The organism is Pseudonocardia tropica, from assembly GCF_040105315.1.
Classification (GTDB): Bacteria; Actinomycetota; Actinomycetes; order Mycobacteriales; family Pseudonocardiaceae; genus Pseudonocardia; species Pseudonocardia alni.
The window spans coordinates 204246-216738 of sequence record NZ_JBEDNP010000008.1 but is presented as its reverse complement, the minus strand read 5'-3'; the positions used below and the strand labels follow the sequence as shown (position 1 = coordinate 216738).

At 71.3% G+C, this 12493-nt stretch carries 19 protein-coding genes; 17 read left to right on the top strand and 2 right to left on the bottom strand.

Translation table 11 applies throughout. The annotated features are described in order from the left end of the window. The first annotated feature begins 17 nt into the window (after positions 1 to 17). From rplF to truA, 16 genes are all read left to right on the top strand, one after another. Positions 18 to 557 carry a 50S ribosomal protein L6 gene (gene rplF, locus WHI96_RS15490; RefSeq protein ID WP_226353825.1) on the top strand — a complete coding sequence of 180 codons (540 nt, stop codon included), beginning with the start codon at positions 18 to 20 and terminating at the stop codon, positions 555 to 557. Then, the gene (gene rplR / locus WHI96_RS15485) at positions 557 to 970 is read left to right on the top strand and encodes a 50S ribosomal protein L18 (RefSeq protein ID WP_280118285.1); all 414 of its coding nucleotides are present in this window, start codon (positions 557 to 559) and stop codon (positions 968 to 970) included. The genes rplF and rplR overlap by 1 nt, the downstream gene beginning before the upstream one ends. A 43-nt stretch (positions 971 to 1013) precedes the next feature. Next, positions 1014 to 1649, top strand: coding sequence for a 30S ribosomal protein S5 (rpsE, locus tag WHI96_RS15480; protein ID WP_062397823.1), 636 nt, complete (start codon positions 1014 to 1016; stop codon positions 1647 to 1649). Between the two features lie 5 nt (positions 1650 to 1654). Then, entirely contained in the window at positions 1655 to 1840 is a 186-nt protein-coding gene (gene rpmD, locus WHI96_RS15475) for a 50S ribosomal protein L30 (protein WP_062403786.1), read from the top strand. Continuing rightward, positions 1837 to 2298 (top strand): 50S ribosomal protein L15, encoded by a 462-nt coding sequence (gene rplO, locus WHI96_RS15470; protein ID WP_345651825.1) that lies wholly within the window; start codon positions 1837 to 1839, stop codon positions 2296 to 2298. The genes rpmD and rplO overlap by 4 nt, the downstream gene beginning before the upstream one ends. A 281-nt stretch (positions 2299 to 2579) precedes the next feature. Further along, positions 2580 to 3890 (top strand): preprotein translocase subunit SecY, encoded by a 1311-nt coding sequence (secY, locus tag WHI96_RS15465; protein WP_073576464.1) that lies wholly within the window; start codon positions 2580 to 2582, stop codon positions 3888 to 3890. Between the two features lie 94 nt (positions 3891 to 3984). Next, positions 3985 to 4572, top strand: a complete 588-nt coding sequence (locus WHI96_RS15460; RefSeq protein WP_345651828.1) for an adenylate kinase — start codon at positions 3985 to 3987, stop codon at positions 4570 to 4572. Between the two features lie 56 nt (positions 4573 to 4628). After that, positions 4629 to 5474, top strand: a complete 846-nt coding sequence (map, locus tag WHI96_RS15455; RefSeq protein ID WP_345651831.1) for a type I methionyl aminopeptidase — start codon at positions 4629 to 4631, stop codon at positions 5472 to 5474. A gap of 321 nt (positions 5475 to 5795) precedes the next feature. Further along, on the top strand, positions 5796 to 6017 hold the full coding sequence (infA, locus tag WHI96_RS15450; RefSeq protein ID WP_010228514.1) for a translation initiation factor IF-1: 222 nt from the start codon (positions 5796 to 5798) through the stop codon (positions 6015 to 6017). Positions 6018 to 6078: 61 nt separating this feature from the next. Further along, complete coding sequence (gene rpmJ, locus WHI96_RS15445) at positions 6079 to 6192, top strand: 50S ribosomal protein L36 (protein ID WP_020622917.1); 114 nt, start codon at positions 6079 to 6081, stop codon at positions 6190 to 6192. Positions 6193 to 6366: 174 nt separating this feature from the next. Continuing rightward, positions 6367 to 6747 (top strand): 30S ribosomal protein S13, encoded by a 381-nt coding sequence (gene rpsM / locus WHI96_RS15440; protein WP_345651834.1) that lies wholly within the window; start codon positions 6367 to 6369, stop codon positions 6745 to 6747. Beyond that, the gene (gene rpsK / locus WHI96_RS15435) at positions 6747 to 7154 is read left to right on the top strand and encodes a 30S ribosomal protein S11 (RefSeq protein ID WP_020622915.1); all 408 of its coding nucleotides are present in this window, start codon (positions 6747 to 6749) and stop codon (positions 7152 to 7154) included. Before rpsM ends, rpsK begins: the two co-directional genes overlap by 1 nt. Positions 7155 to 7171: 17 nt before the next feature. Beyond that, positions 7172 to 7777, top strand: a complete 606-nt coding sequence (gene rpsD, locus WHI96_RS15430; protein WP_060710555.1) for a 30S ribosomal protein S4 — start codon at positions 7172 to 7174, stop codon at positions 7775 to 7777. A gap of 91 nt (positions 7778 to 7868) precedes the next feature. Next, positions 7869 to 8921, top strand: a complete 1053-nt coding sequence (locus WHI96_RS15425; RefSeq protein ID WP_062397812.1) for a DNA-directed RNA polymerase subunit alpha — start codon at positions 7869 to 7871, stop codon at positions 8919 to 8921. A 2-nt stretch (positions 8922 to 8923) separates the two neighbouring features. Beyond that, positions 8924 to 9592 carry a 50S ribosomal protein L17 gene (gene rplQ / locus WHI96_RS15420; RefSeq protein WP_345651839.1) on the top strand — a complete coding sequence of 223 codons (669 nt, stop codon included), beginning with the start codon at positions 8924 to 8926 and terminating at the stop codon, positions 9590 to 9592. Between the two features lie 92 nt (positions 9593 to 9684). Further along, on the top strand, positions 9685 to 10491 hold the full coding sequence (gene truA / locus WHI96_RS15415) for a tRNA pseudouridine(38-40) synthase TruA (RefSeq protein ID WP_345651871.1): 807 nt from the start codon (positions 9685 to 9687) through the stop codon (positions 10489 to 10491). 198 nt (positions 10492 to 10689) lie between these two features. Here the strand turns inward: truA and WHI96_RS15410 are convergent, their stop codons facing one another. Continuing rightward, positions 10690 to 11160, bottom strand: coding sequence for a hypothetical protein (locus WHI96_RS15410; RefSeq protein ID WP_345651842.1), 471 nt, complete (start codon positions 11158 to 11160; stop codon positions 10690 to 10692). Between the two features lie 200 nt (positions 11161 to 11360). Here WHI96_RS15410 and WHI96_RS15405 point away from each other — a divergent pair, with 200 nt between their 5' ends. After that, complete coding sequence (locus WHI96_RS15405) at positions 11361 to 11804, top strand: nucleoside deaminase (RefSeq protein ID WP_345651845.1); 444 nt, start codon at positions 11361 to 11363, stop codon at positions 11802 to 11804. A 3-nt stretch (positions 11805 to 11807) separates the two neighbouring features. Here WHI96_RS15405 and WHI96_RS15400 read toward each other — a convergent pair whose 3' ends face one another. Continuing rightward, positions 11808 to 12461, bottom strand: a complete 654-nt coding sequence (locus WHI96_RS15400; protein ID WP_345651847.1) for a TetR/AcrR family transcriptional regulator — start codon at positions 12459 to 12461, stop codon at positions 11808 to 11810. Positions 12462 to 12493 lie beyond the last annotated feature (32 nt).

Sequence of the window (12493 nt, the reverse complement as noted above, 5' to 3'; positions counted from 1 at the left end):
GAGAGGGGTAACGAACGATGTCGCGCATCGGAAAGCTGCCCATCACCGTCCCGTCGGGCGTGGAGATCACCATCGACGGCCGCACGGTCACCGCGAAGGGCCCCAAGGGCACCCTGTCGCACACCGCTGTCGAGCCGATCACGATCGAGCGTGACGACGACGGCACGGTGCTGGTGAAGCGCCCGAACGAGGAGCGTGAGGTGCGGGCCTACCACGGCCTGACCCGCTCCCTCGTCAACAACATCGTGGTCGGCGTCAGCGCCGGCTACGAGAAGAAGCTGGAGATCCACGGCGTGGGTTACCGCGTGCAGCTGAAGGGGCAGAACCTCGAGTTCGCCCTGGGCTTCTCGCACCCGGTCGTCATCGAGCCGGCGGAGGGCATCACCTTCGCGGTCGAGTCGCCGACCCGGTTCTCGGTCTCCGGCATCGACAAGCAGCTGGTCGGCGAGACCGCTGCCAACATCCGGAAGCTGCGCCGCCCCGACCCGTACAAGGGCAAGGGTGTGCGGTACGCCGGCGAGCAGGTCCGCCGCAAGGTCGGAAAGACGGGTAAGTGATGGCCGAGACGAACGAGACGGTGTCGGGTTCCGCCCGCCGCCGGATGGCGTCCCAGGTGGCGCGCAAGCGCCGCGACTCGCGCATCCGCCGGCACGCCCGGCTCCGGAAGAAGATCTCCGGGACGCCGGTGCGTCCGCGGCTGGCGGTCAACCGCTCCTCGCGGCACATCACCGTCCAGCTGATCGACGACCTGGCGGGCCACACGCTGGCCTTCGCCTCCTCGCTGGACGCCGAGGTGCGTGGCGTCGAGGGCGACAAGAAGGCCAAGGCGGCCAAGGTCGGCGAGCTCATCGCCGCCCGGGCCAAGGAGGCGGGCATCTCCACGGTCGTGTTCGACCGCGGCGGGCTGGCCTACCACGGCCGCATCGCCGCCCTGGCCGACGCCGCCCGCGAGGGGGGCCTGGAGTTCTGATGATCCGGTCGAAGAAGAGCTGTGAAACAGGAGGGACTGTCTGATGCCGGGACGTACGCGGCGTGACGGCGGAGCCCCGGGCGGCAGCGGTGGGAACGACAACCGCAACAACCGGGACCGCCGGGACGGTGGCCGTGGCGGGGCGGCCCAGGACAAGACCCCGTACATCGAGCGGCTGGTCACGATCAACCGCGTGGCCAAGGTCGTCAAGGGCGGCCGCCGGTTCAGCTTCACCGCGCTGATGATCGTCGGCGACGGTGACGGCCTGGTGGGCGTCGGCTACGGCAAGGCCAAGGAGGTGCCGGCCGCGATCGCCAAGGGCGTGGAGGAGGCGAAGAAGAACTTCTTCCGCGTCCCCCGCATCGGCGGCACGATCGTGCACCGCGTGCAGGGTGAGGCCGCCGCCGGCGTCGTCATGCTGCGCCCGGCCTCCCCGGGTACCGGTGTCATCGCCGGCGGCCCGGTCCGCGCGGTGCTGGAGTGCGCGGGGATCTCGGACATCCTGTCCAAGTCCCTCGGCTCCGACAACGCCATCAACATCGTGCACGCCACGGTGGCGGCGCTGAAGTCGGTGCAGCGTCCGGAGGAGGTCGCGGCCCGCCGCGGCCTGCCGCTGGAGGACGTCGCCCCGGCGAGCATGATGCGCCAGCGCGCCGAGGCCGACGCGGCGAAGGTGTGAGCGACATGGCCACGTGGAAGATCACCCAGGTGAAGAGCCGGATCGGCTGCAAGCAGAACCAGCGCGACACGCTGCGCTCGCTCGGCCTGCGCAAGATCCGGCAGTCGGTGGTGCGTGAGGCGGACCCGCAGACCCGCGGTTACGTCCACACCGTGCGCCACCTCGTGACCGTGGAGGAGGTGCAGTCGTGAGCGAGAACGAGAACTCCGTCATCAAGCTCCACGACCTGCGGCCGGCCCCGGGCTCGAAGAAGGCGCGGACCCGTGTGGGTCGCGGTGAGGGCTCCAAGGGCAAGACCGCCGGTCGCGGTACCAAGGGCACCAAGGCCCGCAAGACGGTGTCCCCGCGCTTCGAGGGCGGGCAGATGCCGCTGCACATGCGGCTCCCGAAGCTCAAGGGCTTCAAGAACCGCTTCAAGGTCGAGTACCAGGTCGTCAACGTCGGTGAGCTGGCCGCCCTGTTCCCGAAGGGTGGCGAGGTCGGCCCGGCCGAGCTGGTCGAGGCGGGCGCGGTTCGCAAGAACCAGCTCGTGAAGGTCCTCGGCGAGGGCGAGCTCTCGGGCGTCGCCCTGACCGTGAAGGCCCACAAGTTCTCCGCGTCCGCGCGCGAGAAGATCTCGGCGGCCGGCGGCTCGGTCTCCGAGCTGTAGGCCCCACCGCACGTCCCCCCGGCGCCGTCCGTGGCGCCCGCTCCACCCCAGGTGGACCGGGCCCGTGGGCGGCGCTGAGGCGTTTCCGGGCCGCTGTTACAGTCACGTCCGGACCGAGTGTCCACCGATTACCTGGCGCGCCTCGAGGCGCGCAGCCCCCGCCGGTACACACCGGCCCGGGTGTCCCGCGAGGCGCGGAACGCGCGTCGACCAACCCGGCCGACCCCTCAGGGGCCGGCGCAGGCGGTGTCGGGCCGCCGACGTCGTAGGAGGATCACCGAGTGCTCAGCGCAGTCCGGGCGGCCCTGACCACGCCGGATCTCCGCAAGAAGATCCTCTTCACGCTGGCGATCGTGGCGGTGTACCGGCTCGGGGCGAACATCCCCTCGCCGGGGGTGTCGTACCCCAACATCCAGGAATGTGTCCGTCAGGTCGAGGGTGGCGACAACGCCAGCGTCTACTCCCTGATCAACCTGTTCTCCGGTGGGGCACTGCTCCAGCTGTCGATCTTCGCGCTGGGCATCATGCCCTACATCACCGCGAGCATCATCGTGCAGCTGCTGCAGGTCGTCATCCCGCGGTTCGAGCAGCTGAAGAAGGAAGGCCAGTCCGGCCAGGCCAAGCTCACGCAGTACACGCGGTACCTGACGATCGGCATCGCGGTGCTGCAGGCCACCGGCTTCGTGGCGCTGGCCGAGCGCGGTCAGCTGTTCCAGGGCTGCGCGCTGCCGATCATCCCGGACTCGTCGGTCTTCACCCTGATCGTCATCGTGATCGTCATGGTCGCCGGGACCACGCTGGTGATGTGGCTGGGCGAGCAGGTCACCGAGCGCGGCATCGGCAACGGCATGTCGCTGCTGATCTTCGCCTCGATCGCGCACCGCATCCCCGCCGAGGGCCGGCTGATCCTGGAGAACTCCGGCGGCCTGGTCTTCGCCGGCGTCTGCGTCTTCGGTCTCGCGATCATCGCCAGCGTCGTTTTCGTGGAGAACGGGCAGCGCCGCATCCCGGTGCAGTACGCCAAGCGCATGGTCGGACGCCGGATGTACGGCGGCACCTCGACCTACCTGCCGCTCAAGGTCAACCAGGCCGGTGTCGTGCCGGTCATCTTCGGTAGCTCGCTGCTCTACCTGCCCGACCTCGTCGCCCGGCTCGCCGGGAACGACGGCGGCTGGTTCCAGCAGTTCGTCCAAACCTATCTCGTCGATCAGTCCAATCCCGTGCACATCGTGTTGTACGTAGCACTGATCATCTTCTTCACGTACTTCTACGTCGGCATCACGTTCAACCCCGACGAGCGTGCCGAGGACATGAAGAAGTACGGCGGCTTCATCCCGGGCATCCGCCCGGGTCGGCCCACCGCGGAGTACCTGAACTTCGTGCTCAGCCGCATCACGCTGCCGGGATCGCTCTACCTCGGCCTCATCGCGGTGCTCCCGAACTTCTTCCTCGGGATCACCGGCAGTGGCCAGAACCAGAACTTCCCGTTCGGCGGCACAGCCGTGCTGATCATGGTCACCGTGGGCCTCGACACCCTGAAGCAGATCGAGAGCCAGCTCATGCAGCGGAACTACGAGGGTTTCCTGCGTTAGGCTCGCCGCAACGTGGCCGAGACGGAACCCGGTGCGGGGCCCAACCCCGATCGTGGTGCCTCGGGCATCGTGTGCCGGCGAGGACGCCGGCGCCATGGACGACAAGACTTCAGGAGGTCGGGTTCTCGTGCGACTCGTTCTGGTGGGACCGCCCGGTGCCGGCAAGGGGACCCAGGCTGAGCTGATGGCCAAGCGGCTCGACGTCCCGCACATCTCGACCGGGGATCTGTTCCGGGCGAACCTGCGGGACGAGACCGATCTCGGTCGCGAGGCGAAGCGCTACATGGACGCCGGGGACCTCGTCCCCGACGAGGTGACCGTCGGGATGGTGCGCGACCGGCTCGGCGACGCCGACACGGGAGGCGGCTTCATCCTCGACGGCTTCCCGCGCAACGTGGCCCAGGCGGGCTCCCTCTCCGAGATCCTGGCCGAGAAGGGCCTGGAGCTCGATGCCGTCGTCCAGCTCGACGTCGACGACGAGGTCGTCGTGCAGCGGCTGCTCGGCCGCGGCCGCAGCGACGACAACGAGGACACCATCCGCAACCGGCAGCGGGTCTACCGCGAGGAGACCGCTCCGCTGCTGGACCACTACCGTGACCGGCTGGTCACGATCGACGCCGTCGGCGAGATCGACGAGATCACCGACCGGGTCTTCTCGGCGCTGCACGACCGCAACGGCTGAGACCCGGTCGGCGCCGGCACTGCCGGCGTCACGGCGGGGAACCGAGGGACGGACACATGAACGGTCGCGGCGGCATCCGCGGGGCCATCGCCCGCTACCGGGGTCGGGACATCGAGCTCAAGACCCGTGGTCAGCTCGAGGCGATGCGGGTGGCGGGAGCGCTGGTCGCGGCCACGCTGGCCGCGGTCACCGAGCACGCGAAGCCCGGTGTCAGCACGGCGGAGCTCGACGCGCTCGCCGAGCAGACGATCCGCGACGGCAACGGCGTGCCCTCGTTCCTCGGTTACCACGGCTTCCCGGCGAGCATCTGCGCCTCGGTGAACGAGCAGATCGTGCACGGCATCCCGTCGCCGAAGCAGGTGCTCGCCGAGGGTGACCTGATCTCGGTGGACTGCGGCGCGATCGTCGAGGGCTGGCACGGCGACTCCGCGGTGACCATCGCCGTCGGGGACGTGTCGCCGGAGGGCCTCGCCCTGTCGGCCGCCTGCCGCGGCGCGATGGAGGCGGGGATCCTCGCCGTCCGCGACGGGGCGCGGCTGACCGACGTCTCCTACGCTATCCAGGAGGCGTGCCGGTCCGCCGCGCTGGCCGACCGCGCCGACTACGGGATCGTCGCCGAGTACGGCGGCCACGGCATCGGCACCTCGATGCACATGGACCCGTTCCTGCCCAACCACGGTGAGCCGGGCAAGGGTCCGCGGCTGCGCCCGGGCATGGCCCTGGCCGTCGAGCCGATGCTCGTCGCGGGGGACCCGGACACCCTCGAGCTGGAGGACGGCTGGACGGTCGTCACCGCGGCGGGCGGCCGGGCCGTGCACTGGGAGCACACCGTCGCCGTCACCGAGGACGGACCGTGGCTGCTCACCGCGCCCGCCGGCGCGCCGGACCGGCCCGGGGCCTGACCCGCGCCGTCCGCTCCTGCCCCGTCGTGCGCGGTGCCCGCCTCCCGGGTGCCGCGCACGACTCGTCGCGGCCGGTGCTGGTCCGTGGGCGGGTCGTTCCGTTACCGTCGGAGGCGGGCGTGGTATCACGCCCGTCACCCCCGCCTGCACCGGCCCGGCACGGCCTCCGTACACTGGACCCTCGGCGCGTCCTGTGACGTCCGCTCCGTGTGCCCCGTGTATCCCACAGTGTTCCCGGTCCGGCTCCGTCCGCGCGCCGAACCGGTCGTCGGCACCGCTGTCGACCGGGGCAACCGACACCTGTCACGGATAGCGGAGGACATGGCCAAGAAGGACGGGGCGATCGAGGTCGAGGGCCGGGTCGTCGAACCCCTGCCGAACGCGATGTTCCGGGTGGAGCTGGAGAACGGCCACCGGGTTCTCGCGCACATCAGCGGGAAGATGCGCCAGCACTACATCCGGATCCTTCCGGAGGACCGGGTGGTCGTCGAGCTGTCGCCCTACGACCTCAGCCGCGGCCGCATCGTCTACCGCTACAAGTGACGACCAGCTCCACCACGGTCGGTCGCGAGACCCACAAGAACGACACACAGAGGCAGACGACGTGAAGGTCAAGCCGAGCGTCAAGAAGATCTGCGACAAGTGCCAGGTGATCCGCCGTCACGGCCGGATCATCGTGATCTGCTCGAACCTGCGCCACAAGCAGCGCCAGGGCTGAGCAGAGCGGTACCGGTCGCGATCCTCTGATCGCGCAGCAGAAGCCCCCGATGCACCTGCCGGGCCACACGGGCCCGGTAGTACCCCCGGAACCAGGCCGGGGCCCGTTCAGCTCAGCGGCGGAACGGGACGGGCATCGGGAAGACCTGGGACGACAACAAGGAGACAACGCCGCATGGCACGTGTTGCCGGCGTCGACCTCCCCCGCGACAAGCGGTTGGAGATCGCGCTCACCTACATCTTCGGGGTCGGACGGACCCGGTCCAAGGAGATCCTCGAGGCCACGGCGCTGAGCCCCGACCTCCGGTCGAAGGACCTGACCGACGAGGACGTCAGCAAGCTCCGCGAGTACATCGAGGCGAACCTGCAGGTCGAGGGCGACCTGCGCCGTGAGATCCAGGCGGACATCCGCCGGAAGATCGAGATCGGTTCGTACCAGGGCATCCGTCACCGTCGCGGCCTTCCGGTCCGCGGCCAGCGCACGAAGACCAACGCGCGCGGCCGCAAGGGCCCGAAGAAGACCGTCGCCGGTAAGAAGAAGGCAGGTAAGAAGTAATGCCGCCCCGCGCACGTCAGGGTGCCGGACCCAAGAAGGTCCGCCGTCGCGAGAAGAAGAACGTCGCGCACGGTCACGCCCACATCAAGTCCACGTTCAACAACACGATCGTGTCGATCACCGACCCGACCGGTGCCGTCATCGCCTGGGCCTCGTCCGGGCACGTCGGCCTCAAGGGTTCGCGCAAGTCGACGCCGTTCGCCGCGCAGCTGGCCGCCGAGAACGCCGCCCGCAAGGCGATGGACCACGGCATGAAGAAGTGCGACGTCTTCGTCAAGGGCCCGGGCTCGGGCCGCGAGACGGCGATCCGCTCGCTGCAGGCAGCCGGCCTCGAGGTCGGCACCATTTCCGACGTGACCCCGCAGCCGCACAACGGCTGCCGTCCGCCCAAGCGGCGCCGGGTCTAGGGGAAGGGAGAACCACCATGGCTCGCTACACCGGCCCCATGACCCGCAAGTCCCGCCGACTGAAGACCGACCTCGTCGGCGGCGACCAGGCGTTCGAGCGTCGTCCCTACCCGCCCGGCCAGCACGGCCGGATCCGGATCAAGGAGACCGAGTACCTCCTGCAGCTGCAGGAGAAGCAGAAGGCCCGCTTCGGCTACGGCCTGCAGGAGAAGCAGCTCCGCGCCTACTACGAGGAGGCGCACCGCCGGGAGGGCAAGACCGGCGACGAGCTGCTGCAGATCCTCGAGTCGCGCCTCGACAACGTCGTGTACCGCGCGGGCCTCGCCCGCACCCGGCGCATGGCCCGTCAGCTGGTGAACCACGGCCACTTCCTGGTCAACGGGAAGAAGGTCGACATCCCCAGCTACCGGGTGTCGCGCTACGACATCATCGACGTCAAGGACAAGTCGCGGAACACCGACCCGTTCGTCATCGCCAAGGAGACCCAGGGCGACCGCCCGGTCCCGGCGTGGCTGCAGGTCGTCCCGTCGACCCTGCGGATCCTGGTCCACCAGCTGCCCGAGCGCGCTCAGATCGACACCCAGGTCACCGAGCAGCTCATCGTCGAGTTCTACTCGAAGTAGCTCGACACGCCGTCGCCCCGCAGGGAGGGGCGGCGGTTCTCACTGCGACATCAAATAGCGGTTGTCGCAGGTGCGAAGGAGGCACACACCCATGCTGATCTCTCAGCGACCCTCACTGGCCGAGGACGTCGTCACCGAGACCCGGTCGCGGTTCGTCATCGAGCCGCTGGAGCCGGGCTTCGGTTACACCCTCGGTAACTCCCTGCGCCGGACGCTGCTGTCGTCGATCCCCGGTGCCGCCGTCACGTCCATCCGGATCGACGGCGTCCTGCACGAGTTCACCACCGTGCCGGGGGTCAAGGAGGACGTCACCGACATCATCCTCAACCTCAAGGAGCTCGTGGTGAGCTCCGAGGAGGACGAGCCGGTGACGATGTACCTGCGCAAGCAGGGCCCGGGTGCGGTCACCGCGGGGGACATCGTCCCGCCCGCGGGTGTCACCGTGCACAACCCGGACCTGCACATCGCCTCGCTCAACGACAAGGGCCGGCTCGAGGTCGAGCTCGTCGTCGAGCGCGGTCGCGGGTACGTCCCGGCGATGCAGAACAAGGCCACCGGTGCCGAGATCGGCCGTATCCCGGTCGACTCGATCTACTCGCCGGTGCTGAAGGTGACCTACAAGGTCGAGGCCACGCGAGTCGAGCAGCGCACCGACTTCGACAAGCTCATCCTCGACGTCGAGTCGAAGCCGTCCATCACCCCGCGGGACGCGCTGGCCTCGGCCGGCAAGACCCTGGTCGAGCTGTTCGGCCTGGCCCGCGAGCTGAACGTGGACGCCGAGGGCATCGAGATCGGCCCCTCCCCGCAGGAGGCGGACACCATCGCGGCGTTCGCGATGCCGATCGAGGAGCTGGACCTCACGGTCCGGTCCTACAACTGCCTCAAGCGCGAGGGCATCCACACGGTCGGCGAACTCGTCGGCCGCAGCGAGGCGGACCTGCTCGACATCCGCAACTTCGGCGCCAAGTCGATCGACGAGGTCAAGATGAAGCTCGTCGGTCTCGGCCTGGCCCTCAAGGACAGCCCGCCCGGGTTCGACCCGTCGGCGGCGGCGAGCGACTACGGCGTCGACGGTGGGAGCGGGTTCGACCCGGACACCTTCGGTGACGACGGTCAGGACTACGCAGAAACGGAGCAGTTGTAGCCATGCCCCAGCCCACCAAGGGTGCCCGCCTCGGCGGGTCGCCCGCGCACCAGCGGCTGATCCTGGCCAACCTGGCGACCTCGCTGTTCGAACACGGCCGGATCACCACCACCGAGGCCAAGGCCCGGCGGCTGCGTCCGTACGCGGAGCGGCTGATCACCAAGGCCAAGGCCGGCGACCTGCACAACCGGCGCGAGATCATGAAGGTGATCCGCGACAAGTCGGTCGTGCACCGCCTCGTCACCGAGATCGGCCCGTTCTTCGCGGACCGCAACGGTGGCTACACCCGGATCACCAAGACGATGCCGCGCAAGGGCGACAACGCCCCGATGGCGGTCATCGAGCTGGTCCAGCAGAAGACGGTCACCGACGAGGCGAACCGTGCCCGTCGTTCGGCCGCGTCCCAGGCCGCGGTCGCTGCGCCGGCCGCCGCGGACGAGGACACCACGGTCGAGTCGACCGAGGCCACCGAGGCCGAGGTCACCGCCGCCGACCAGGCACAGGAGGCCGCCGAGAAGGCGGTCGACGCCGCGGTCGAGGCCGAGGAGGTGGCCCCGGGTTCCGAGGCCGCCGACAAGGCCGTCGACGCCGCTGCCGCCGCGGAGGAGGCCGCCGACGAGGCGTCCGAGGCCGCCGAGGACTCCACGGGCAAGAAGGAGTCCGGCTCCTGAGCCGACCGCACCACACCGACGAGCCCGCCGTCACCGACGGCGGGCTCGTCGGCGTTTCCGGTGCCCCCGACCCGGGGGCCGGCACCGTGCGGCTGCGGCTCGACGTCGCCTACGACGGCACCGACTTCTCCGGATGGGCCCAGCAGCCGACCCGGCGCACCGTGCAGGGCGTGCTCACCGGGGCCCTGTCGACCGTGCTGCGCACCCCGCTGCGACTGACCGTCGCCGGGCGCACCGACGCCGGGGTGCACGCCTCCGGCCAGGTCTGCCACGTCGACCTCCCGGAGACGCTCGCACCGCAGGTCGACGGCCTGCTGCGGCGGCTGAACCGGCTGCTTCCGCCCGACGTGCGGGTGCACGACCTCGGGCGGGTGCCCGACGCCTTCGACGCCCGCTTCTCCGCGCTGCGCAGGCACTACCGCTACCGGGTCACGACGGCCCCGTCCGGGGCCGAACCGCTGCGGGCGCGGGAGACCGTCGCCTGGCCGTACCCGCTGGACCCGGAGCCGATGAACGCCGCCTCGGCACTGCTGCTGGGTGAGCACGACTTCGCCGCGTTCTGCAAGCGCCGCGAGGGCGCGACGACCGTGCGCGCGCTGCAGCGCTTCGACTGGGCGCCCGCGCCGGGAGAGCCGGACGTGCTGGTCGCGGCGGTCTCGGCGGACGCGTTCTGCCACTCGATGGTCCGCAGTCTGGTCGGCGCGGTGTTCGAGGTCGGCCGTGGGCGCAGGCCCGCCGAGTGGCCCGCGGGACTGCTGCGCCGCGAGCTGCGCGCCTCCGAGGTCACCGTCGCGCCGCCGCACGGCCTGTCGCTGACCGGCGTCGACTACCCCGCCGACGACGAGCTGGCCGCCCGCGCCGAGCGGACCCGGCGGATCCGGGTACCGGGCGAGGGCTGAGCAGACCCGGGCGCCGCTCCGGACGCGGCCGGCGGGGTGCGGCCGAGCCGCTCCGGCGTGACCGGTCCGCACGAGGTGGAGCCGCCCCGGCGTGACCGGTCCGGACGCGGCCGAGCCGCCCCTGTGCCACCGGTCCGGACGCGGCTGAGCGGGCCCCGGTGTGACCGGTCCGGATGCCGCGGACTGGGGCGAGCGGCCTCAGGAGACCGGCCGCACCCAGGCCGGGTGCGGCGGCCCGGGGACCCGGTGCGTCCGGCGGGCGTCGAGCGCCAGGGCCACGCCCAGCCAGACCAGCGAGACCGACCAGCCGGCCAGGGCCAGCGAGCCGAGGACGTACAGCGGCTCGGTCGGCCCGGCGGACAGTCCGGCGGACTCCAGCAGCACCGCCAGCGGGGCGCGCACCGAGTCCTCGGTGTCGCCGAAGTCGGGCATCAGCAGCCCGCCGGCGAGCAGGAACCCGGCGCAGGCGACGAACGGGGCGGTGACCGCCGGGGTGAGCACGCGGCGTCGCAGCACGGTCAGCGACAGCACCGTCGGGACCGTCAGGAGGGCCGGGCCGACCAGGGTCACGATCAGGATGATCAGGAACCACCCCGGCGCGGTGAACCGCAGGGCCGCGAAGGCCAGGAGGGCGCCGGCCTGCAGGGCCACGTTCAGGTTCGTCCGCATGCCGACGAGCCTGGCGGACCGGGCCCGGCCGCGGAATCCGCAGGACTACGGGCCGATCGCCCCACGCCGCATCGGCGGCCGGTGACCGAGGTCCCGGCCCCGCGTCCGCGGGTCGCCGTGCCGCGGTGACCACCGGGAACACCGTCGGCGCGGCCGCGGACCGCGGGGAGGGGACGCGATCCCGGTATAGGTTCGCGTGCATGGATCCGAGGTGGTTGGACGTCGCGGTGGAGCAGGCCCGGGCCGGGCTGGGCTCGGGCGGCATCCCGATCGGCGCCGCACTCGTGGGACCGGACGGGGAGGTGCTCGGGCGCGGGCACAACCGTCGCGTGCAGGACGGCGACCCGACGGCGCACGGCGAGACCGCGGCGTTCCGCGACGCGGGCCGCCGCCGCGACTACCGGTCCACGACGATGGTCACCACGCTCTCGCCCTGCTGGTACTGCTCGGGGCTGATCCGTCAGTTCGGGATCGGCGCGGTGCTCGTGGGGGAGGCCCGGACCTTCCACGGCGGGCACGACTGGCTGGCCGAGCACGGCGTGCGTGTGGAGGTCCTCGACGACGCGCGCTGCGTGGACATGATGACCGCGTTCGTCGCGCGGCGCCCCGATCTGTGGAACGAGGACATCGGCGTCGCGGAGTAGCGCTCAGCCCGCCGTGAGCGGGACGTCCGGGTCGAGCTCGATCGCGACGTCGCGCAGTGCGGCGTCGAGCGCCGACCAGACCCACCGGGCCAGGTGCTCGGCGAGTTCGTCGAGCGGCAGCGGGTCCTCCGAGGAGAGCCAGCGCTCGGTCGCCGCGTCGACGAGCCCGACCGCGCCCGCCGCCAGCGGCGCCGCGACGGCCGCGGGCAGCCGCGGGTAGCCGCCGGTCAGCAGCCCGGTCATCCGGTCGGCGATGCGGTGCCGGATGTCGGTGACGGCGGTGGTCACTCCCGCGGCACGCAGCACGTAGCGGTAGAGGTCGGTGTGCCCGGCGAGCCACCGGACGTGCGCCGCGATGGCGGCGACGAGCATCTCCCGCGGGGTCCCGCGCGGGCTCCACACCGGCGCGAGCGACTCGGAGTACAGCCCCAGCGCGGCCTCGGCGATCGCGCCCTGCAGGTCCTCCAGGCCGTCGAAGTGCCGGTAGAGCGCGGGCCGGGGCACCCCGGCGCGGCCGGCGATCTGTTCGGTCGTGGCCTCCGGTCCGTGCTCGGCGATCGCGGCCATCGCCGCCTCGACGACCTCGGCGCGGCGGGCGGCCCGCTGCCCGGCCCAGCGGCGGGCGCGCCCGTCGCCGGGGGTCGCGGATGCCTTCACCGGGCCATCATCCCGCGCCTGGTTGACACCGC